Genomic DNA, 22,650 nt, shown 5'->3' with positions numbered 1-22,650 from the left:
TCATGCTCCCCAAAGCAATAAAACCGAACAGAGCGATTAAGTTTCACATCATCAGCCTTGGCTGTCCAAAAAATCTCGTTGATTCAGAAGTAATGGCTGCAGAACTGGAAAAGAGCAAGTTCCAACAAACTTCAAATATGAAGGAAGCGGAAATTGTAATTATAAATACCTGTGCTTTCATAGTCCCGGCGAAAGAAGAGTCAATTGAAGAAATATTGAAGGCCGCACTGCTAAAGAAAAAAAAGGAAGGAAGATGTCGCTTGCTTATTGTCACTGGATGCCTCCCCCAACGGTACAAATATGACCTTGCTGATGCATTACCAGAGGTGGATCTATTCATAGGCACCTCTGAATGGCCAGCCATTCCACTTTTTGTGAATCTGCTGATGAAAGGAAAAAACGAGGTACCAAAAATCATCATTGGTTCCCCAAAATTCCTTATGACATGCCATTTTAAGAGAAAACTCTTCACACCAGCCCACATAGCATATCTAAAAATAGCGGATGGGTGTTCCAATCGGTGCTCCTATTGCGTAATACCTGATATTAGAGGACCTCTCCGAAGCAGACACCCCGAAGATATAACAAAGGAAGCTCAGAATCTCGTGTCAATGGGTGTTAAAGAGCTGATCATCGTAGCACAAGACACCACAGCCTATGGGACAGACATTTGGGGAACATCGCGATTGATCGACCTGCTGGAAAAACTCAACAGCATTCGAGGCATACGGTGGATCCGCTTGCTCTACACATATCCTACAAAGATCTCAGATGATCTTCTAAAAAGCATAGTCCAAATGGACAAGTTGTGTCCATATCTCGATATGCCTGTGCAGCACGCAGATGACACAATCCTTAAGGCAATGAATAGAAAAGGCAGTGTTAAAGAGATAAGAGAAATCGTGGACAAAACCAGAACGCTAATACCTGATGTGGCACTCAGAACTTCCTTAATAGTTGGTTTTCCAGGAGAAATGAGAAACCACTTCCAGAGGCTTTTAAGGTTCATAAGGGAAGTACAATTCGACCATCTTGGAGCGTTTATCTATTCTCCAGAAGAGGGAACACCGGCATCACTTATGAAATCCACCGTGCCAGATAAAACGAAAAAGCGTAGGTGGCAAAAAATCATGGAAGAACAAGCCATCATTTCTACAGAGATAAACAACAGGCTTATCGGGACAAAACAGGAGGTGATAATCGATGGGAAAAGTGATATTCCTGAATTTCCTTATCTTGGCCGGTGTCGACGTCAGGCTCCAGAGATTGACGGGGTTACGTACGTGAAAGGAGAAAACCTTTCACCTGGAGATATAGTAACGTGCAGGATTGTTAGAAGCGACACATACGACCTATTCGGCGAAGTGGAAAATCGTTGACCATCCCGGATACACAATTTGACATTTACGGAGTTTAACGCTATACGGATTAGCATGAACTTCCAAGACGTTCTCGACAGCCTTCAGCTCGATCTTAACATTGTGGAATCGTGGTTGATTAAATCACTGAACTCCGATGTAGCCCTAATCCCAGAAATTGGACACTACATTATTGGCAGTGGGGGAAAACGATTTCGTCCCCTTTTACTACTCGCTGCGGCAAGGTTATGTGGCTGCTGTGATGAACGGATCTACCCCCTCTCTGCCGTCGTGGAATTTATTCACACAGCCACACTACTCCATGACGATGTCGTTGATGGTGCGGACACCCGTCGCGGAAAAACATCGGTAAACTTCATATGGGGTAACGCAGCAAGTGTGCTCGTGGGGGACTATCTATATTCAAAAGCTTTTCAATTGGCAACAAAACACGGAAACATGGCGATACTTAACCTGCTCGCAGAAATCACAAACTCAATGGCAGAAGGGGAAGTATTACAACTGGCGAAGCTGGGAAATATACATCTGACAGAAGCGGAATACTTAAACATCATCGAAAAGAAAACAGCCCATCTGATGGGTGCCACATGTACAATTGGAGCTATGCTGAACGGGGAAAACGAGATCAAAATATCAGCTTTAAGAGATTTTGGCACCAATATAGGATGCGCTTTTCAGATCATAGACGACACATTGGATTACATAGCCGAAGATAAGGAATGGGGTAAATCCCTGGGAAAAGACATAGAAGAGGGAAAGGTTACATTGCCCCTAATTGTAACCCTAGGTCGCTGTCAGCCTAAAGAAAAGTCGTTTATAAAAAAGGTAATTCAGGAACGTAGGAACCTCAAAGAGGAACTGAAAGAGATTGCTACTTTAGTAAACAAATACGGAGGAATAAGCTACGCTGTATGCCGCGCTTCGGAATTTGTACAAGCTGGCAAAAAAGCCCTTGGGGCTTTCCCAAACAGCGAATTCCGAGAGGCTATGTTTGTCCTTGCCGATTTTGTCTTGGAACGCAGAAAATAAAAAAGAGGTAAATTTTTGATTTTCATACCTAAAAAGCACCAATTTTCCGATAAATTTGAGATACTAGCAGACAAGCTCATCGAATGTGCAAAATTGCTCCTAGATACACTTAACAACAGCGCTCACTTTTCCACTTCTTTGAGTCGCATAACAGAACTGGAACACGAAGTGGACATGATTACCCACAACATATACCAGGATCTTCACACAAGTTTTATGACCCCACTAGATAGAGAAGATATATACACACTGGCCAACGAAATGGACAACATAGCTGATCGAATAGAGTCAGCGATGATTAAAATGGACATCTACCGAATAAGGCAAACCTCACCGGGACTTTTAAGTTTGGCGTCTATTCTTTTCAGTTCAGTAAGTCTAATCCGAGAAGCGATTTACGCTATGAGAAAGCGCAAAACACAAGCTTCTAGAATCCTGGAATTGTGTGTGGAAATCAATTCCCAGGAAAATCAAGCCGACCAAATACTTCACCAGGAGATAGCCGTACTTTTTGAAACCATGAATGACCCACTGGAACTGCTAAAGTGGAAGGACATCTTGGAAAATGTTGAAGAAGCTACAGATATTTGTGAAGACGTATCAAACATATTGGAAGGTATTATACTTAAGTATGGGTAGTCCATAACAGTCAGAAACTCTCAAGGCCATCTTTTATTCAAAACTTATTGCTTTTTGAACCTATATTTATTAGATGATTCACTATTGAAGATAGGGGTATTAAATGAGACTCATTCCTAAAGACGAAAAGTTTTACGATCTATTTGAGGAATTGGCGGATAAGATTGACGAAGGTGCACGGTTATTCCTCGATATGCTTTACAATTACGATACGTTCGAACCACGTCTTGTAAAACTTAAAGAAATTGAGCATGAGGCAGACATAATAACACACCGTACATACGAAAAGATGCACAAAACCTTCCTTACTCCCATTGATCGTGAGGACATATACGCGCTGGTAAACAAAATGGACAGTATTCTTGACATGACAGAGGCCTCGGCAGTGCGAATGTCCCTATATAAAGTTAAAAAACCCGCAGAGGAACTAATAGAACAGGCAAAATTATTAACAGAAGCAACCCGTTTAGTGAAAACCATAGTTCGAGATTTGAGAGACATGAAAAATGCCCCCTCCATCCTGAAGAACTGTATAGAGATAAACACTATTGAAAATGCTGGAGATTCTATACTGCGAAGCACAATGGCCAAATTGTTCGAACGAGAAACCGATCCATTCGAAGTAATTAAGTGGAAGGAAATCTTTGAACGCTTTGAGGAAGCACTGGATGTCTGCGAAGACGTATCGAACATTGTGGAAGGAATCGTACTGAAAAATGCTTAAACTACCGTCGAGCAGAACCGACTCTCCTTAACATTTCCTATGCGCCTCCTATGAGTTATTTAATCATCCTAATAATTGTTGCGCTGATCTTCGATTTCATAAACGGGTTTCATGATGCAGCTAATTCTATATCAACAATAGTGTCCACTCGGGTACTATCACCACGCTATGCCGTTATATGGGCCGCCTTCTTCAATTTCGCAGCAATCGCAATAGCTGGAACCCCAGTTGCTAAAACAATTGGCACAGGTATCATACGTCCTGAAATAATAGACAACAACATCATATTCTCAGCACTAGCTGGTGCTATAATCTGGAACTTAATAACTTGGGCTTATGGCTTACCAAGTAGTTCCTCCCACGCTCTCATAGGAGGACTAATCGGGGCTGGGGTAATGAAATCGGGTATAGACGTCCTAGTGTGGAGTGGTTTTTTAAAAACTTTTTCCTTCATCTTTATCTCACCTCTCATAGGGCTCATTCTGGGGTTCACTCTGATGGTAATAACCCTTAACCTCAGCCGTAATTCCAATATAGCTCAGTCCACAAAAAGGTTCCGTAAGTTACAACTCGTTTCAGCTGCCATATATAGCCTAGGACATGGTATGAATGATGCCCAGAAAACAATGGGAGTTATTGCAGCCGTTCTGTTCAGTGAAGGTTTGATAGGACCAGTATTCCACATACCTTACTGGGTGGAGTTTATATGTTACACTACCATCGCACTCGGCACAATGTTCGGAGGGTGGCGGATAGTAAAGACGATGGGCACAAAGATCACAAAACTGCAGCCCATAGGTGGTTTCTGCGCAGAAACAGCAGCGGCATTTTCCATAATAGGAGCCTCCATAGGTGGTATACCCGTGAGCACAACCCACACTATAGCGGGAGCCATTATGGGAGTAGGTGCAACAAAAAGGCTCACCGCTGTGAGATGGGGTGTAGCGGGGAAACTCCTGTGGGCCTGGATTCTTACCATACCACTTTCTGCAACTATTGCGGCGGTTATTTTTGCAATTATATCCTCTATTCAGCTATAAGTTCAATTAAATACAAAAGGAGGAGCAATATGAAGGAAAAAATTTTTTGGCTAGGTCACGGAAGTATAAGAATAGAGGGAGAAAAGGTGATCTACATTGATCCATGGAAAGTCAGTGGAAAACCGAAAGCTGATATTATCCTTATAACACACTCTCATTATGACCATTTTTCACCCGCTGACATAGACAAACTAAGAAAACCAGACACTGTTATTGTAGCTCCCTCTGATTGTGCAAAACAATTAAAAGGCGAAATCATTACTGTTAAACCAGGTGACAAAATCTCAATTTTGGGCATAGAAGTAGAAGCAGTTCCGGCATATAACCCCCAAAAGCCGTATCACCCAAAAGCAAACAAGTGGCTTGGTTATATAATTTCCACGGAAGGTAAACGTATCTACTATGCCGGTGACACTGATATCATTCCCGAAATGAAGGATATAAAAGCTGACATTTCCATCCTACCAGTTGGGGGAACTTATACAATGACAGCGGAAGAAGCCGCCAAAGCGGCTGAGATACTACAACCAGAAGTAGCTATACCCATTCACTGTGGGGACATTGTGGGTGAACTCAAAGATGCAGAACGTTTTCGTGAACTGGCAAATGTACCCGTGGAAGTAAAGCATATCATCCGGGAGTAGAGCACCGTTACACATCAACACCTCAATGCGCAGACGGGCATTTAAAATTCCTGCTCGACCTTGACATAGTTGATTTCGTGCATATGTTATGCGCCGATAGTAAAGAATGCATTCTTTTTGCCTTTACGTGTAAAAAACTCAAAAAAATCAGAAAGGAGTGGGTTATATGAAAATCAGACCTTTACAGGACAGGGTTGTGGTGGAACGAGTCGAAGAAGAAGAAAAAACGGCTGGAGGTATCATTATCCCAGATACAGCCAGGGAAAAACCAATGGAGGGAAAAGTTATCGCCGTAGGAAAAGGTCGATACACCGATGAGGGGAAGCTGGTAATACCTGATGTCAAAGAGGGAGACAGGGTGTTGTTCAGCAAATACGCGGGAATGGAGGTAAAAATAGAAGGGAAAGAGTACCTCATCATGCGAGAAGACGAGATTCTCGGTATTATCGAAGATAAATAAACTCTGTGACACGTAAGGAGGATCAGACCTATGGCAGCGAAAATATTAAAATATGATGAAGAGGCAAGAAAAGCAATACTAAACGGAGTAAACGCTCTCGCTGATGCCGTAAAGGTAACTTTAGGACCTAAAGGGAGAAACGTCATTCTGGATAAAACCTTTGGTTCACCTGTGGTCACAAAAGATGGCGTTACTGTGGCCCGAGAGATAGAACTGGAAGACAAATTCGAAAACATGGGTGCCCAGATGGTGAGGGAGGTAGCTAGTAAAACCTCCGATGTGGCTGGTGATGGAACAACAACTGCAACAATTCTTGCCCAGGCCATCTACAGGGAGGGTGTTAAAGCCGTAGCAGCAGGCAGCAATCCCATGGATATCAAAAGGGGTATTGATAAAGCCGTCGAAGTAGTTGTTGAGGAGCTGAAAAAGTTAAGCAAACCAACAAAAGACCAGAAGGAGATCGCCCAGGTTGGAACCATCTCTGCCAATAATGACGAAGCTATAGGAAATATAATTGCTGAGGCCATGAGCAAAGTGGGGAAAGAAGGAGTGATAACAGTGGAAGAAGCAAAAGGTCTGGAAACAGAGTTGGAGATAGTGGAAGGAATGCAGTTCGACAGAGGCTATCTCTCACCCTACTTTGTGACCAACACAGACAAGATGACCGTAGAACTTGAAGATGCTTACATACTTGCCCATGAGAAAAAAATAAGCAGTATGAAAGACCTCTTGCCGATCCTTGAACAAGTAGCGCGGAGCGGAAGACCATTGCTAATCATTGCAGAAGATGTTGAGGGTGAAGCATTGGCGACGTTGGTTGTCAACAAACTGCGGGGAACCCTTAGGGTAGCTGCAGTAAAAGCTCCTGGTTTCGGTGACAGGCGCAAAGCAATGTTAGAGGACATTGCCATTCTCACCGGAGGGAAAATGATCGCAGAGGACATGGGCATAAAACTAGAGAACATACGGCTCGAAGACCTCGGACAAGCCAAAAAAATAATAATAGATAAAGAAAATACCACAATAGTGGACGGTGCTGGCAGACGGGAAAATATAGAAGCGCGGGTAAAACAGATCAGAACTCAGATAGAAGAGACTACCTCTGATTACGATCGGGAGAAGCTGCAGGAGAGGCTCGCCAAACTCGTGGGCGGTGTCGCCGTCATTAAGGTAGGTGCCGCCACAGAAACAGAAATGAAAGAGAAGAAAGCTCGCGTAGAAGATGCACTCAATGCTACACGGGCAGCCGTGGAAGAGGGAATTGTTCCGGGTGGTGGAGTAGCTTACCTACGAGCCCTTCCCGCTTTGGAAAAATTAAAGTTGGAGGGAGATCAGCAGGTTGGTGTCAACATAGTTAAAAAAGCTCTAGAGGAGCCTTTGCGTATGATCGCAGCTAATGCTGGATGGGAAGGATCAGTAGTGGTAGAGAAAGTTAAAGCCAAAAAGGGTGCCTACGGATTCAACGCCCAGAAGGAGGAATTCGAAGACCTTATCTCCGCCGGAGTTATAGACCCGACTAAGGTTGCACGATTTGCCCTTCAGAACGCTGCCTCAGTTGCATCTCTCATGCTCACTACGCAGTGCATGATCGCTGAAAAACCAGAGGAAAAACAACAAATGCCCGGCATGCCCTCAGGATTTTGAAAGTAACTAAAACCCAAAATAAAAACCCCCAGGAGAAATCTGGGGGTTTTTATTTTCAAAAAAAAGATTTACATTTTTCTCTCTTCATTATAGAAAACTCGAGCAAGATTCCCTATCATTATTCATCTCTCTCTAGGAGAAGTAATTATGGATTACAGAGACACTTTAAATTTGCCCAAAACATCCTTCTCCATGAAGGCTAATCTTACCGTGAGAGAACCAGAGATGATCGCGTGGTGGGACAAGATCAACATATACAAACGCATAAGAGAAGCATCGAGAGGTCGAGAGATATATATACTCCACGATGGCCCTCCTTACGCAAATGGCCATATACATCTCGGTACCGCTCTGAACAAAATACTGAAGGACATCGTAATAAAAGCAAAAAACATGTCAGGTTTCAACAGTCTCTTCGTACCAGGCTGGGACTGTCACGGACTTCCAATTGAACATCAGGTAGATAAAGAAATTGGTGGCGAAAAAAATCGTATTTCACAGGCTGAAAAGAGACAGCTATGCAGGGCCTATGCAGAACGGTTTGTAAACATCCAGAGGGATGAATTCAAGAGGTTGGGATGTTTTGGAGACTGGGAAAATCCTTATCTCACAATGAGTTTTGACTATGAAGCTATAACAGTGGCCGAATTTGGTAAAATCTACCTTAGTGGTGGGGTTTACAGAGGGAAAAAACCGGTTTACTGGTGTGCCCACTGCAAAACTGCTCTTGCAGAAGCAGAAGTCGAATACGGTGATCACAAAACACCATCCATCTACGTAAAATTTCCATTAATATCAGATATCGGGGCCATAAGACCAAACCTTGCAGGTGAGCGAGTAAGTATTGTCATATGGACCACTACCCCCTGGACCCTACCTGCGAATTTAGCCATCGCGGTACATGAGTCTTTTACATACGCTGCCGTAAAAACTGAAGGGGAAGTACTTGTGCTCGCAAAAGAACTGATAGACTATTGTCTCGATGCCTTTGGTTATAGAGGAATATCCTACGAAATACTTGATGAATTTCCAGGTTCAGTTCTCGAGGGACTTAAAGCAAAACATCCTTTTTTGGAGAGAGAAAGTCTTCTAATCCTCGCTCCTTTTGTGACCCTTGATGCGGGAACGGGGTGTGTACACATCGCTCCTGGTCATGGTCAAGAAGACTATGAGATCGGCATGAAGTATGGCCTCGACAACTATGCTCCCGTGAATGAGGATGGTTGTTTTACACCCGACGTACCTTTTTTCGCAGGTCAATTCGTATTTGACGCCAACGATGCAGTAAACAAAAAATTAGAAGAAGTAGGTAATCTCCTTGCTCTAGTTGACATAGAACACTCCTATCCACACTGCTGGCGTTGCAAACAACCCATAATATTTCGTTCCACAGAGCAGTGGTTCATCTCTATGGAAAAAAATGATTTAAGGAAAAAAGCACTAGAAGCAATAAATAAAGTAGAATGGATACCATCTTGGGGAAGAGATCGGATATACTCCATGATAGAGAACCGTCCAGACTGGTGTATCTCACGTCAGCGTGTGTGGGGAGTGCCCATATCCATATTTTACTGTGATAATTGTAACAGCGATTTTTTGACCCAAGAAATACTGGATCACGTCGTTTCACTGATAAGGAGATACGGAGCCGATGTGTGGTTTGAATGGAAGGTTGAAGATCTCCTACCCCCAGACACAGTATGCCCTGTTTGCAAGAAAGGGAAAAACTTCCGCAAAGAAACAAACATTCTCGATGTTTGGTTCGATTCCGGTGTAAGCCATGCCGCTGTACTGGAAACCACACCAGATCATCGTTCACCAGCTGATATGTACCTGGAAGGAAGCGATCAACATAGAGGTTGGTTCCACTCATCACTTCTTGAATGTGTAGCTACGAGAAACAGACCACCATACAGAACGGTTCTAACCCACGGGTTTGTTGTCGACGGTGAAGGAAGAAAAATGTCCAAGTCAGTGGGCAACGTTATTGAACCACAGGAAATCATTAACGAATATGGAGCCGAGATACTAAGATTGTGGGTCGCAGCGGAGGATTACACAAGTGATATCCGAATCTCCAAGGAAATCCTTGACCGTCTTGTAGAGGCTTACCGTCGTATTCGAAACACCTGCAGGTACATCCTCGGTAATCTCTACGACTTTGACCCTCAAAAGGATGCTGTTCCGTACGACCAGTTGGAGGAATTAGACAGGTGGGTGCTTCATCGCCTACAAGAAATCATAAAAAGGGTCCGGGATGCCTACGATAGATACCAATTCCACATCGTTCACTACACACTTCACAACTTCTGCACAGTGGACTTGAGCTCTCTGTACCTCGATGTTTCTAAGGATCGACTGTACACCTATAAAGCGAATTCTCCGAGACGAAAATCCGCACAGACTACAATGTTCATCATTCTTGATACCATTTGCCGGCTTCTAGCTCCTATTATGACCTTTACCGCCGAGGAGGTGTTTCAAGCCCTGCCCAACTACGAAGGAAAACCTGAAAGTGTGCATCTAACCCAATTCCCAGAGGTTGATGAGAAGTTCATTAACCCGACTCTGGCGGAAAACTGGAAAAAAATGCTGAAAATAAAAAGTGAAGTTGCAAAAGCTCTAGAGGTTGCTCGAAAAAACAAAATCATCGGTCACCCACTGGCAGCAGCAGTGTATCTTTGTCTCCCGGAAGACATAAAAGCTTTCCTCAAGGACAAAATTGAGGATCTAAGGGCGTTGCTCATCGTATCGCAGCTATATATAGCAGATGAAATCAATGGGGACTTCCACGAAAGTTCGGAGATCAAAGACTTTAAAATAAAAGTGACAAAAGCAAAAGGAAACAAATGTGAAAGATGCTGGATTTATAGCGAAGATGTAGGATCAGACCCTGCTTATCCGTTAATATGCAAGAAGTGCAAAGAAAACTTACCTTAACCGCCAAATGATTAAGAGATACTGGATCACATGGCTAACTGTAATCGTGGTTCTAATCTGCGATCAGCTAACGAAATATCTCATCTACATCTCCATTGATCTTAACCACACAGTAACTGTACTTCCCGGTTTCTTCAATATAACTCACGTGCGGAATCCAGGGGCAGCTTTTGGTTTTCTGGCAGAAGCTCCCCATTTCCTACGTTACACCTTCTTCACAGGGGTAAGTATTGCAGCCATATTACTCATACTTTACTACCTCAAACTCCAGCAAACAAACGACACGCTAACTGTGTTATCCCTTTCCCTTATCCTCGCAGGTGCCCTCGGAAACATGATAGACAGAGTGAGATTTGGAGAAGTTATAGATTTTATGGACTTTCACATAGGGAATGCCCACTGGCCCGCTTTCAATGTTGCTGACTCCGCCATTTCCATCGGAGCCTTCCTTCTCTTTATATCCCTTGTAAAGGGTAAAGAGAGAAATCCAAGACCTATGTAAAGAGAGAAAACATTCTAAGAAAACATCGTTTCCCAGTCATCCTTGGCAGCCACTGTATTGGGGAATATCTTTTTGGCTGCCATTTCTGCCTTTTTGCGATCACGCAAAGTGGGAAACTGAAAGGCGTCAAAATGAACAAGTATGAGCTTTTTCACATTTCCCTCTCTTGCAATCCTCGCGGCACTTTCAGGATTGAGATGCGGCCATTCCTCATTTCCCTTCCCTGAAGGATATGCACATTCCGAAACGAGAATATCCGCATCATTTGCCAATCTTAATGCGTTCTCACAGTAACCGGTATCTGGTAAATAGGTCACTACCTTCCCTTCTACCTCAATTCTATAACCTAAAGTCAAAGATACATGACGAAGAGGTAAAGCCATAACGTTAAATGGTAATTCGTTCTCCTCGGCGGGCAACTCCATCAGGGAAACAGGATACGGGAGATCTGTCATTGGAATAGTGAAAGGTTGATTGATCAACTTTCCCAGAATGCTCTTTGTTCCTTCTGGTCCACATATAGTTAGCCCACTGTAGAAAGGTATCTTAACCAAGGTGTGTAGTCCCTCTATGTGATCCAGGTGAAAGTGACTCAGTAAGATAAATGCCTGCCGTTTATCATCAACGCTTCTTAGCTTATCCATCTTTGCGAGGCCATTTCCCGCGTCAAAAATAATATCCCATCGTTCAGTACGTAGCAACACACATATGGTATTACCTGTCTTTGTATCGTACCACCCATTTGTGCCCAGGAAGAATAACCTCACGCCTTCTCCCGACAGTTGTAATGTTTAAAGCTAAAGATCCACACTGTCACTTGATACCTGGAGATACAAATTTTGGGGTATTACCTGATTCACGTCTCTAAAAAACATACCTCAAATACCAAAGAGAAGGAAAAGATCGTCCATTTAACGCTGCGGAATTGTTCATTCACTCACATCATTCTCCTTTTCTGTGTACGTACCCTTTCCTTCAAGACTAACCCCTTACTTCCCGACCTTCACCATAAAAGACTTCCACTTTTTAGAAAACTATCTGGTTAGAAATCTTTTCACATGGAGTACCCTCTGCATTACAGTGACATGGGAAAGAACGGCCATAACTATCATGGTGAGGGAAAGCAAATCAACCATTAATCCCACAAGGAGAAGAATGATCCTCTCTGCCCTTTCTAAAATTCCCACCTCACATGTAATTCCCTCAGCATTGGCCCTCGCCTTAACATAGGGTATTATGGCAACGCCCATTACCGCGATAAGGGATACAGCAGCAAGAAATTGATCACCCTTGCGGATAAAGGAAACAGCAATGGCTATAGTTACGAGTAAATCACTGTACCTATCGAGAACGGAATCCAAAACCCCTCCGAAACTGGAAACACGATTAGTGCTCCTTGCAACGGCTCCGTCAACAAGATCAAAAAAACCTGAGACCATTAAACATAGTCCCCCTAAAAAAAACCGCTCCTGCACTATAAATACTGCGGCTATTAATGCCCATAGAAAACTAAAAATCGTCAACGAGTTTGGGTTAACAGACCTACCCAAAAATAAAAACCGATAAACCCTCAGAATATATGGATCAAGCGTATGACCTATTTTCGCCGCAATCAACTTAACACCCGATTATATATCTCTACGACCCGCGATAAATTCCTCCATCATCACTCGTGCCACCGAATCAGTGTACTGCTTTGGAGGACGTTTCATTGTAAATGCAGACACAGACTCCAAAACACCTCCTATCCCCCGTTCCCTAGCAAGTTTACAGCATCTTATAGCATCTATCACACATCCTGCACTATTTGGTGAATCTTCCACTGACAGTCTAAGTTCCAGTTCCACCGGCACATCTCCAAATATCCTCCCTTCCATCCTTATGAAACACACCTTGTTATCAAACTGCCAGGGTACATAATCCGAAGGACCTATATGGATATCTTCATCTGGGAGGGGGACTTCCAATTGGGATTGGACAGCATCTGTTTTTGAGATACGTTTCCATTTGATCCTCTGGTGATTCATCATGTTTAGAAAATCGGTATTACCCCCAGTATTTAACTGGTATGTCCGATTCAACTTAACTCCACGTTCCCTAAACAATCTAACAAGTGTTCTGTGCAATACAGTTGCCCCTATCTGAGATTTAACATCATCCCCTATCAACGGGATATTTTTTTCTTTAAATCTCTTGGCCCATAAATCATCAGAAGCAATGAAAACTGGAATACAGTTGATGAAACTAACTCCCGCCTCCAGACAACAATTCGCATAAAAACGGGTTGCCTCTTCAGATCCCACTGGAAGGTAATTTATCAAGATCTCCACACCGGAATTCTTTAAAACTTCAACAACATCAACTGGTTTCTCCTCAGCTACAATAAATGTTCTGTGGGGGGGATAATCATGCATATGAGGTGCAATACCATCAAATACAGGACCCATCATTACTTTAACACCCAGATCTGGCAAACTCTGCACTAATCTCTTTGTACAGTTGGGCAGCACAAAAACGGCTTCATGGAGGGGTTTGTTAACCTTCCTAGCATCTATATCGAATGCAGCAACAACCTTTATATCACCCGGTTCATATCCTCCAATACTGTAATGCATGAGCCCTATGGCATCTTTTTTATCAGCATAGTAATGAATACCCTGAATCAAAGAACTGGCACAATTTCCCACCCCGACGATACCGATCCGAATTTCCGCCATAAACTTCCCTCCAACGAATAAAAACAAAACTTAGAAAAAAAAGAACATTCACTTATCTCCCAAATATTATCCACTACTTTCAAAAAAAACAGCTCCTGCAAAACTTACTGATGATCCTCCGTTTACCCATTGTTCATAAGCCACAACCTTCCCCCTGCACTTCTCCAACAAACGAAGCTGAAAATAAATTGGACTCAATCCACAAATACGACGTGCATCCTTTTCCTCTTTCACCACTTCAAAAAAACCTGTGGCATTACCTCTAACAATCATATCCAGTACAAGCTCGTCCTTCCTGCGCGAATAATCGAGAGCGGATTCACTTACAGGAAAGGCATCGCCAAATTGATAACCGATGTGCGCCAGATCTGCACCTGATACAACTATATACGATTCTCCGTATTTATCAAGGCAAGACCTAAATGATTCCACAAGAGCTGCCACTTCTGGATCATCAAGGATCCTATCGCCTCTCACAAATTCCTCCATACCACCTGTAAGGATGGGGAGCACTTGGAAATTATTGCCAAGTGTCATTTGAAGAAAGGGTAATTGCAATTCCACAGAATGTTCCACCCTGTGTGGCCACTCGTCAACGTAATTTTTTAAAACAGACGAACCATATATCAAACTTTTCATTTCCTCAGAAACAGCAATTCTGCCCAATGGCGTAGCAAAATCCTTCAAAGATATTGCCCACAGTCTACGCAATGGTCTATGAGAAGTTCCAAGTATAATTACAAGATCTACATCAACTCCTTTAAGAAAGGAATAGACCTTACCATACACTCTACCTCCTCTACTGTAATCTATATGAGGAGAGAGTATGCCCCTAATGTGAGGTAATTTGTCAGATTGCTCAAGTTGATCTAATTCCAGTAATCCCGTCAGATACTCCTCAAGCTCTCTCGGGGAAGCAGGATAACTTTTCCCCGCAAGAAATGGAGGCCTCACCTCTTTTCGTTCGTAATCTAGTCGCAGGGACTCCACATAACTCTTGTATCTCTCACTTAGCAGAAGATTGCTATTTTCAAGGAAAACAACCAGTTCTTGAAGTTTTTCAATGTACAGTAATTCCCCATACTTCCTCATATAATCTGCTTGGATATCCCTCAGAGATCTCGTGCCATCCATTAGCAGAAGAATAATTGCCGTCTCTTTAGAAACAACAAGTGGTTCCTCAAGTATTCCTTCGGGGTCACGCAAAAGAACGCGTTGCCTTCCACTCTCCCAAAAAGGTATCATTTCGATAGGTCTTAGAAGAGGATAATCCATGTTCTCCTTATTGCTAACATCTCATATACACTCAAAAACTAATCAATCAATATATTGTTTGTCATTTCAACTGTCAACGAAACATCCAGAACTATTTAACTCTATATAAAGCCCGCAAAAAACACACAATCCTTTGTGTATGGCAATCATCTCCAGTTTATCGTATATAAATACAAAACCCTTTAGGAGGCGAAAATGAAGGAGTGCAACATTCAGAAAAACAAAAATTTATGTACATGTACGTATGAACCCTGCAGCAGAAAGGGAATATGCTGTGAGTGCGTTCACTACCATCTTCGCAAAGGACAATTCCCCGCCTGTTTTTTTCCAAAAGACGTGGAAAAAACCTACAATAGAACAATAGAGAACTTTATCAAAACATACGAATCCCGTGGTAGATGGTGGTGAACATAAAAAGAGAGGTATCTTAATGAGAAATGCTGAAATAGCCAAAGCTTTCAAAGATATAGCAGATCTCCTTGAACTGAAAGGAGAAAACCCTTTCAAAATCAGAGCGTACAGGAAAGCTGCCCATATCATCGAACATTTACCTAAAGAACTGAAAACGATGCTGGAAGAAGGTGAAAATATACAAAAAATCCCAGGAATAGGGGAAGCCATTGCTAAAAAAATCCAAGAGCTAATATACACAGGTAAGCTCAATGCTTACGAAGAGCTGAAATCCCAATTTCCAGTAGGAATCCTCCAACTTATGGAAATTCCCGGCATTGGACCTAGAACTGCCTATCGGTTGATTACTGAACTCAACATAGAATCAGTGGATCAACTAGAAAAAGCAATACTGGAGGGAAGAGTATCCCACCTCTTCCGAATGGGTGAGAAAAGCGCGAAAAACATTCTCCAACACATTCACTCTCTTCGCCGCAAGGATCGCCGTATCCCCATAGGTGAAGCCCTGCCTCTTGTGGAAGATGTGATTAAAAAACTAAAGGAAGTCCCTGGTGTCACGCAACTGTTGCCTGCAGGCAGTTTAAGACGCTTCCGAGAAACTGTGGGAGACATAGATATTATGGGCACCGCCCGAGATCCGCGGGAAGTTATCGAAATTTTTTGCTCTATGCCAGATGTAAAAGAAGTCGTTGCCAAAGGGAGCACAAAAGCAAGTATAATTGTCCATCCAGATGTTCAGATGGACCTTCGCATTGTGGAACCCGATGCTTTCGGTTCTCTTCTTCAGTACTTCACCGGTAGCAAAGAACACAACATCGAGCTAAGAACAAAGGCCCAGAAAAAAGGCCTCAAACTGAGCGAGTACGGTATTACAGAAATCAAACAAAACAAAATAGAAAAATTTTCATCGGAAGAAGCTTTTTATGACCGCCTTGGTATGCAATACATACCCCCGGAAATCCGAGAGGGGAGAGGAGAAATAGAAGTTGCAGAAAGCGGAGCTCTACCCAAATTGGTCAGTCTCTCAGACATAAAAGGGGATTTGCATGTGCATACACATTGGAGTGATGGTATCAACTCCATAGAAGAAATGGCCGAAGCTGCCATCGCATGCGGTTACGAATATATGGCTGTCACTGACCATTCCCGTGGTAGAGGTGGTATGCGCGGTCTTGATGAAAGCCGCTTAAGAAAACAAATGGAAGAGATAAACCGTTTAAATAGATTCTTTCAACCATTTCGCATTCTTACAGGGATTGAAGTGGACATTCGGGCAGACGGAACTTTAGATCTACCAGACAGCATTCTTGCGGAACTTGACATAGTTATCGCAGCCATTCACTCTTCATTTCGCCAAAGTTCCGAGCAAATGACAAAACGGATGTTGATGGCTTTGAGAAATCCTCATGTGGATATAATCGGACATCCTACATGCCGTCTTATCGGTGAAAGAAACCCAGTTGAATTGGACTTAGATGCCATTTTCAGAGAAACAAAAAAAATGGGTAAAGCTTTAGAGATAAATGCTATGCCCGACAGGTTAGATCTAAAGGACCTCCATGTTTTCCAAGCGAGAGAGGCCGGGGTTATGTTAGCCCTCGGGACTGACGCCCACAATATCCATCAACTTCACCTAATGAGATTTGGTTTAGGTGTTGCCCGGCGGGGTTGGTGTGAAAAATCTCATATACTAAATTGCCTTCCCCTTGAAGAGCTCCTCGCCTTTTTAAGACATTGAAGTTTGCTTCTTTGCAATCTTACTCCACGAATCTTTCAAAGTAACCGTGCGATTGAAGACCAGTTTTCCATCCCTGCTATCTTTCAAATCCACACAGAAGTAACCCACTCTCTCAAACTGGAAACGATCCTCAGGAGAAGCATCTTTCAAATTTGGTTCTACAAAACAACCAGTAAGAACCTTTAGAGAATCCGGATTAACGTATTTTAGAAAATCTTCCTCACTGCCTGGATCTGGCACAGTAAACAACCTATCGAAGAGCCGTACCTCAGCGGACACTGCATGTTCCGCCGAAACCCAGTGGATAACCCCATCTACTTTTCTAGCTTCTCCCGTGGCTGTATTAAGCGAAGATGGGTCGTATGTACAACGAACCTCCAAAATCTTTCCCGTATTTGGGTCTCTGACCACATCCTTACATTTAACTATGTACGCATACCGAAGCCTCACTTCTCTCCCTGGTGCCAATCGCTTAAAATTCTTTGGAGGATCCTCCATAAAGTCTTCTTCATCGATAAAAAGTATCTTGGAAAAAGGAACTCTCCTAGTTCCCATCATGGGCTCGAGTGGATTTTTCGGACATTCAAATTCTTCAACCCGACCTTCCGGGTAGTTATCGATCACAAGTCTAAGTGGTTTAAGAACAGCCATTGCTCGCACAGCCGTTTTATTTAAATCATCTCTCACACAAGACTCCAAAAGAGATACGTCTACCAAACTGTCACTTCTCGCTACACCTATACGCGCTGCAAAATCACGTATCGCTGCAGGTGTATAACCTCGGCGCCTCATGCCGGCAATCGTCGGCATACGGGGATCATCCCAACCGCTGACTATCCCTTTTTCCACAAGCTCGCTTAGCTTTCTTTTGCTCAGAACAGTATAGCTCAGGTTCAGCCGAGCGAATTCTATCTGGCGAGGCCGCTTTCCCGTGACCAACTCATCTAAAAACCAGTCGTAAAGTTGACGATTATTCTCAAACTCCAGTGTACAAATAGAATGTGTCACGCCTTCAATATAGTCAGACAAACAATGGGCAAAGTCATACATAGGATAAATTACCCATTTTGTACCTGTTCGGTAGTGGGGAGTCCGTTTAATTCGGTAAATAACAGGATCCCTCATCACCAAGTTAGGGGATGACATGTCTATCTTTGCCCGCAAAACCAACGCACCATCATCGAACTCACCGCGGCGCATCCTTTCAAAGAGTTCAAGATTTTCTTCTACCGGGCGATTCCTGTACGGGCTCTCCTTGCCCGGCTCTGTCAACGTTCCTCTGTACTCCCTTATCTCGTCGGGCGTAAGAGCACACACATACGCTTTCCCCTTTTTTATCAATTCCACCGCGTAATCGTAGAGCTTATCGAAATAGTCAGAGGCAAAGTACAATCTGTCTTCCCAATCAAAACCAAGCCAACGGACGTCATTGATGATAGAGTCCACAAACTCCATTGACTCTCCACTTGGATCCGTATCGTCCATTCTTAGGTTACAGATACCCCCGAACTGCTCCGCAATTCCGAAATTTAGACAGACGCTCTTAGCGTGGCCGATGTGTAAATACCCATTGGGCTCCGGCGGAAATCTTGTAACTATTCGTTCGTGTTTTCCTTCTTTTAACTCACGTTCTATAATCTCCCTTATAAAATCTGTGGAAGAAGTCGTCTCCGCAGCTGTCATATTTTCTCCTTTTGTTGTTGATCATGATTTTCTTTAACAGTATAGGTAGAAGTACATAAACTTGTCAATCGGGAATAAGTAGAACATGCCAAACAAGCTCTATCCCGAAGTCATTCTGAAACGTGGAAGAGAACTATCTCTTATCCAGGGACATCCATGGATATACTCGGGAGCCATTGCGGAATACCCCACGGATGTTGAACCAGGTTCTGTAGTCTGCCTACTCAGTCATGAGAAAAGACCTCTGGCCTTAGGTTTCCTCAATACCAAATCGAACATCGCATTCCGCGTTCTAAGTTTTAACACAGAAGTCCGTATCGATGAGACCTTCTGGAGAACTCTCATTAAAAGGGCAAAACAACTCAGGGAGAGGATCATACCTCCACACACAAATGCCTACCGACTTATAAACGCAGAAGGCGATGGCATACCGGGTGTTATTCTCGATTATTACAATGGGTATTGCGTGCTTTCTGTAGAAACGGCAGGAATGGAAAGGGAATATGAGAAACTTATTGGGGCTATCATCAAAGAAATAAATCCTATATCCATCTACGAGCGAAGTGCTAGCCCAGCACGATCAAAGGAAGGTCTAAACGACAGAACAGGCACAGTATGGGGGAAAGATCCACCCGAGTTTGTAGATATCAGAGAATCAGGTTATGAATTTTCAGTGAACATTATGAAAGGTCAAAAAACAGGATTCTTTTTGGACCAGAGAGATAACAGATATCTCGTTCAGAACCTATCATCAGGCTTGAAAATCCTAAATGGTTTCTCATACACAGGGGCTTTCACCGTCTACGCCTGCGGTGGTCGAGCACGAAAAGTAATATCTGTCGATTCATCGGAATCTGCATGTAACATGGTCAACTATCACTTGAAGAAAAACGGTTTTTCTCCAGCAGACCATCCCACTATTAAAGAAGATATGTTTTCTTTCCTGAGAAACACAAGAGAGACCTATGACTTAATCATTCTCGACCCTCCTGCATTTTCACGTACCAAAAATGACGTGCAAAAGGCAGCTAGGGGCTACAAAGACATTAACCTTCATGCTTTCAAGCAACTAACACTTGGTGGATTTTTAATTACATTTTCCTGCTCGACGTTCATCGATGAAGAACTCTTTACAAAAATAGTACTCGCCGCCGCTAATGATGCGGGAAGGCAGGCACGTCTCCTAAAAAAACTGGGACCCGGTGCGGATCACCCAACACTTCTTGCACACAAAGAGGGTAGGTATCTAAAGGGACTGCTACTCTATGTTCAATAAGACTCCCTGGGTTACATTAATATTGATCATACTCATCACGTGCGAAAACTGTGCCCCACGCAAACCACATTTTGAAATCTCTCCTCCCGCAAAGCGACCTCCACAAAAAATGCACGTACGCAAACGTGAAAGAACGATACCCATTCTCGGGTTCACCATACAAGCAGGTGCATTCGCGGAAGCTGAAAACGCGGTGCTTTTCGCCGATAAGCTGAGACAAAAAGGGCTTGATGCCACATATTTTGTAACAAAGAAAGGATTATATCGTGTCACATTCGGCAACTTCAAAGATCGCACTGACGCTGAGAGTGTTGCTGCTATTTTAAAATCAGTTGGTGTCATAGACGACTATTACATAGTAAGTCCTGAACAGTACGCTGCCACAAAAGCCCAAACATTGGGAGAAGATTATCTCAGAGAGGAAATCACATTAACATCCAAGAGATTCATAGGAATTCCATACCTATGGGGTGGAACTTCACCGGAAGAAGGATTTGACTGTAGTGGTTTCACTATGACGGTCTATAGATTAAACGGACTTGATCTACCTAGAACATCGCAGATGCAATTCGAAATTGGCGAACCGGTAAACTCTGAGGACCTAAAAAAGGGGGATCTTGTTTTCTTCGCTACACGGGGAGGCAAAAAAGTTTCTCACGTGGGTATATACCTCGGCAATGGCAAATTCGTCCACGCACCTGGACAGGGCAAAAAAATCCGAATTGACTCACTTAATAACAAATTCTATGCTAGAAAATACGTAGGGGCTAGAAGCTACCTATAATAAATCTGACTAACTTGACTTTCTGTCGGATTTATCACATAAGGCACGGGAGGCAAAGCACTCGCCGATAAAAAGGAGGTAACATTATGCTGGTATTAAAAGATGTGGTATACAAAGTAACTATCGGTGATCCCAACAATGGGCAAAGGGAACGGACAATCATCGAAGGATTTTCATACACTTTTGAGAAGGGAAAGTTTTACGGTATCACAGGGCCGAATGGATCAGGAAAGACTACCCTAGCAAAACTCATAATGGGTATTAATAAACCAACTTCAGGGTCCATCTTTTTTGAAGGACAGGATATCACAAACTTATCGATAACAGAGAGAGCAAAAAGAGGAATCGCTTACAGTTTTCAGCAGCCGGCACGCTTTAAAGGTATCACGTTTCGAGAACTTCTATCTATAGCCGCTGGTACGAATGAAGAGGAACAAATACTCGCCCTCTTGCGTCGAGTGGGTATATGTTCTCTATCCTATCTCGACTGTCCAGTTGATACAAAACTTTCCGGCGGCGAGATAAAAAAAATTGAACTTGCTACAACTATTGCACGAAATCCCAAACTTGCAATCTACGATGAACCAGACACAGGTATTGATCTCTGGACAATAAACCCTATGGTGCATCTTCTCAAAAAAGAATGTGAGGAAAGGGGAACCACAACCATTGTGGTCAGTCACAACAGAGACTTTCTAGAGACTGTAGACTTAATTCTCATCATGAACAAGGGTAAAATAGTCTATGAGGGAAGCCTGGAAAAGGCGTTACCTATGCTAGTAGATTTGAGCGTATGTGGATACAGAAGTTGTAAGGGAGGCGCCGAAGATGTTAAATGCTATCGATGAACACCTTCTCAAAACAGTTGCGGAGTTAGAAGGACTGCCCAAAGGGGCATATAACATTAGAAAAGACGGCAAATTACTCTCCAGGCAAGTTACTGCAAACATCGATATTGAAAGCATAGAAGATGGTCAGGGTATAATCGTTCGCATCAAACCCCGCACCATAAACGAGTCCGTTCACATCCCCGTCATCGTAAGTGCCGCTGGTCTTTACGATATTGTGCGCAACGTATTCCTCATAGGAGAAGAGTCAGATGTAACCATCATTGCCGGATGCGGCATTCACTGCGCAAGTGTGGAACCGGAAGGTCATGAAGGGCTCCATGAATTCCATGTAGAAAGAGGAGCTCGCGTAAAGTACATCGAGCGTCACTACGCAACAGGACCGGGGAGGGGAAGACGTATCCTAAACCCAAAAACAAAAGTTCTCCTCGAAGAAGGTGCATCAGCAGAAATGGAATTAGTCCAATTAGGAGGCGTGGACGAAGCTCAAAGAGAAAATGAGGCAACAGTTAAAACAAACGGGGTACTCCTTATAACAGAACGGGTATTGACGGATGCCAATCAAAAAGCAGTTTCAAAAAACACCATCTACCTTAAAGGAAATAACAGCAGGGCCAATCTCATATCACGCTCGGTTATAAAAGGGGACTCGGTTCAACATTTCTACGCAACCATGGAGTCTACTGCACCATCTTTTGGTCACATAGAATGTGATGCAATTCTCATGGACAATGGGAAAAACGAAACGATACCAGCATTGCGGGCCCTTCACCCGGAAGCGGAGCTGACTCATGAAGCATCCATAGGAAAAATAGCGGACGATCAGCTCATAAAACTCATGAGTCTTGGTCTCACATACGAGGAGGCCGTGAACCGCATTATTCAGAGTTTTTTAAAATAATAAGTAACGGGATAAG

Annotated in this window: 21 protein-coding genes; 16 read left to right on the top strand and 5 right to left on the bottom strand. The window is 43.2% G+C overall.

Annotated elements, in window-relative coordinates; genetic code table 11:
* Positions 1 to 2: 2 nt before the first annotated feature.
* From rimO to lspA, 10 genes are all read left to right on the top strand, one after another.
* Complete coding sequence (gene rimO, locus N2317_03420) at positions 3 to 1,379, top strand: 30S ribosomal protein S12 methylthiotransferase RimO (GenBank protein ID MCX7816551.1); 1,377 nt, start codon at positions 3 to 5, stop codon at positions 1,377 to 1,379.
* A gap of 18 nt (positions 1,380 to 1,397) precedes the next feature.
* On the top strand, positions 1,398 to 2,408 hold the full coding sequence (locus N2317_03415) for a polyprenyl synthetase family protein (GenBank protein MCX7816550.1): 1,011 nt from the start codon (positions 1,398 to 1,400) through the stop codon (positions 2,406 to 2,408).
* A 15-nt stretch (positions 2,409 to 2,423) separates the two neighbouring features.
* Complete coding sequence (locus N2317_03410) at positions 2,424 to 3,047, top strand: DUF47 family protein (GenBank protein MCX7816549.1); 624 nt, start codon at positions 2,424 to 2,426, stop codon at positions 3,045 to 3,047.
* A gap of 103 nt (positions 3,048 to 3,150) precedes the next feature.
* Positions 3,151 to 3,771 carry a DUF47 family protein gene (locus tag N2317_03405; GenBank protein ID MCX7816548.1) on the top strand — a complete coding sequence of 207 codons (621 nt, stop codon included), beginning with the start codon at positions 3,151 to 3,153 and terminating at the stop codon, positions 3,769 to 3,771.
* A 50-nt stretch (positions 3,772 to 3,821) separates the two neighbouring features.
* On the top strand, positions 3,822 to 4,811 hold the full coding sequence (locus N2317_03400; protein MCX7816547.1) for an inorganic phosphate transporter: 990 nt from the start codon (positions 3,822 to 3,824) through the stop codon (positions 4,809 to 4,811).
* Positions 4,812 to 4,840: 29 nt separating this feature from the next.
* Positions 4,841 to 5,455 carry an MBL fold metallo-hydrolase gene (locus N2317_03395; GenBank protein MCX7816546.1) on the top strand — a complete coding sequence of 205 codons (615 nt, stop codon included), beginning with the start codon at positions 4,841 to 4,843 and terminating at the stop codon, positions 5,453 to 5,455.
* A gap of 166 nt (positions 5,456 to 5,621) precedes the next feature.
* On the top strand, positions 5,622 to 5,915 hold the full coding sequence (gene groES / locus N2317_03390) for a co-chaperone GroES (protein MCX7816545.1): 294 nt from the start codon (positions 5,622 to 5,624) through the stop codon (positions 5,913 to 5,915).
* A 30-nt stretch (positions 5,916 to 5,945) separates the two neighbouring features.
* Positions 5,946 to 7,559 (top strand): chaperonin GroEL, encoded by a 1,614-nt coding sequence (gene groL / locus N2317_03385; GenBank protein MCX7816544.1) that lies wholly within the window; start codon positions 5,946 to 5,948, stop codon positions 7,557 to 7,559.
* A gap of 147 nt (positions 7,560 to 7,706) precedes the next feature.
* Positions 7,707 to 10,499, top strand: a complete 2,793-nt coding sequence (gene ileS / locus N2317_03380; GenBank protein MCX7816543.1) for an isoleucine--tRNA ligase — start codon at positions 7,707 to 7,709, stop codon at positions 10,497 to 10,499.
* A gap of 7 nt (positions 10,500 to 10,506) precedes the next feature.
* On the top strand, positions 10,507 to 11,001 hold the full coding sequence (gene lspA / locus N2317_03375; GenBank protein ID MCX7816542.1) for a signal peptidase II: 495 nt from the start codon (positions 10,507 to 10,509) through the stop codon (positions 10,999 to 11,001).
* Positions 11,002 to 11,015: 14 nt separating this feature from the next.
* Here lspA and N2317_03370 read toward each other — a convergent pair whose 3' ends face one another.
* The 4 genes from N2317_03370 to amrB form a co-directional block, all read right to left on the bottom strand.
* Positions 11,016 to 11,768, bottom strand: coding sequence for an MBL fold metallo-hydrolase (locus tag N2317_03370; protein MCX7816541.1), 753 nt, complete (start codon positions 11,766 to 11,768; stop codon positions 11,016 to 11,018).
* Between the two features lie 267 nt (positions 11,769 to 12,035).
* The gene (locus N2317_03365; GenBank protein ID MCX7816540.1) at positions 12,036 to 12,524 is read right to left on the bottom strand and encodes a CDP-alcohol phosphatidyltransferase family protein; all 489 of its coding nucleotides are present in this window, start codon (positions 12,522 to 12,524) and stop codon (positions 12,036 to 12,038) included.
* A 105-nt stretch (positions 12,525 to 12,629) separates the two neighbouring features.
* The gene (locus N2317_03360) at positions 12,630 to 13,718 is read right to left on the bottom strand and encodes an inositol-3-phosphate synthase (protein MCX7816539.1); all 1,089 of its coding nucleotides are present in this window, start codon (positions 13,716 to 13,718) and stop codon (positions 12,630 to 12,632) included.
* A 66-nt stretch (positions 13,719 to 13,784) separates the two neighbouring features.
* Positions 13,785 to 14,993: an AmmeMemoRadiSam system protein B gene (gene amrB / locus N2317_03355; protein ID MCX7816538.1), complete on the bottom strand. Its 1,209-nt coding sequence runs from the start codon at positions 14,991 to 14,993 to the stop codon at positions 13,785 to 13,787.
* Between the two features lie 195 nt (positions 14,994 to 15,188).
* Here amrB and N2317_03350 point away from each other — a divergent pair, with 195 nt between their 5' ends.
* Both N2317_03350 and polX read left to right on the top strand, forming a co-directional pair.
* Positions 15,189 to 15,401 (top strand): DUF6485 family protein, encoded by a 213-nt coding sequence (locus N2317_03350; protein ID MCX7816537.1) that lies wholly within the window; start codon positions 15,189 to 15,191, stop codon positions 15,399 to 15,401.
* Between the two features lie 22 nt (positions 15,402 to 15,423).
* Positions 15,424 to 17,142, top strand: coding sequence for a DNA polymerase/3'-5' exonuclease PolX (gene polX / locus N2317_03345; GenBank protein ID MCX7816536.1), 1,719 nt, complete (start codon positions 15,424 to 15,426; stop codon positions 17,140 to 17,142).
* On the opposite strand, the gene N2317_03340 is transcribed toward polX, so the two are convergent.
* Positions 17,131 to 18,825 (bottom strand): glutamine--tRNA ligase/YqeY domain fusion protein, encoded by a 1,695-nt coding sequence (locus N2317_03340; GenBank protein MCX7816535.1) that lies wholly within the window; start codon positions 18,823 to 18,825, stop codon positions 17,131 to 17,133. The two genes, polX and N2317_03340, sit on opposite strands and share 12 nt — an antisense overlap.
* Positions 18,826 to 18,910: 85 nt before the next feature.
* Here N2317_03340 and N2317_03335 point away from each other — a divergent pair, with 85 nt between their 5' ends.
* The 4 genes from N2317_03335 to N2317_03320 all read left to right on the top strand — a co-directional run bounded on the left by N2317_03335 (position 18,911) and on the right by N2317_03320 (position 22,634).
* Positions 18,911 to 20,101 carry a class I SAM-dependent rRNA methyltransferase gene (locus N2317_03335; GenBank protein MCX7816534.1) on the top strand — a complete coding sequence of 397 codons (1,191 nt, stop codon included), beginning with the start codon at positions 18,911 to 18,913 and terminating at the stop codon, positions 20,099 to 20,101.
* Positions 20,102 to 20,210: 109 nt separating this feature from the next.
* Positions 20,211 to 20,885, top strand: coding sequence for an NlpC/P60 family protein (locus tag N2317_03330; GenBank protein MCX7816533.1), 675 nt, complete (start codon positions 20,211 to 20,213; stop codon positions 20,883 to 20,885).
* 86 nt (positions 20,886 to 20,971) lie between these two features.
* Positions 20,972 to 21,733, top strand: coding sequence for an ATP-binding cassette domain-containing protein (locus tag N2317_03325; GenBank protein ID MCX7816532.1), 762 nt, complete (start codon positions 20,972 to 20,974; stop codon positions 21,731 to 21,733).
* Complete coding sequence (locus N2317_03320) at positions 21,714 to 22,634, top strand: SufD family Fe-S cluster assembly protein (GenBank protein MCX7816531.1); 921 nt, start codon at positions 21,714 to 21,716, stop codon at positions 22,632 to 22,634. The genes N2317_03325 and N2317_03320 overlap by 20 nt, the downstream gene beginning before the upstream one ends.
* Positions 22,635 to 22,650 lie beyond the last annotated feature (16 nt).

It is taken from the genome of Syntrophales bacterium (assembly GCA_026417625.1).
Lineage (GTDB): Bacteria > Desulfobacterota > Syntrophia > Syntrophales > UBA8958 > JAOACW01.
The sequence above is the reverse complement of the archived record's forward strand: the minus strand, read 5'-3'. Positions and strand labels throughout refer to the sequence as shown.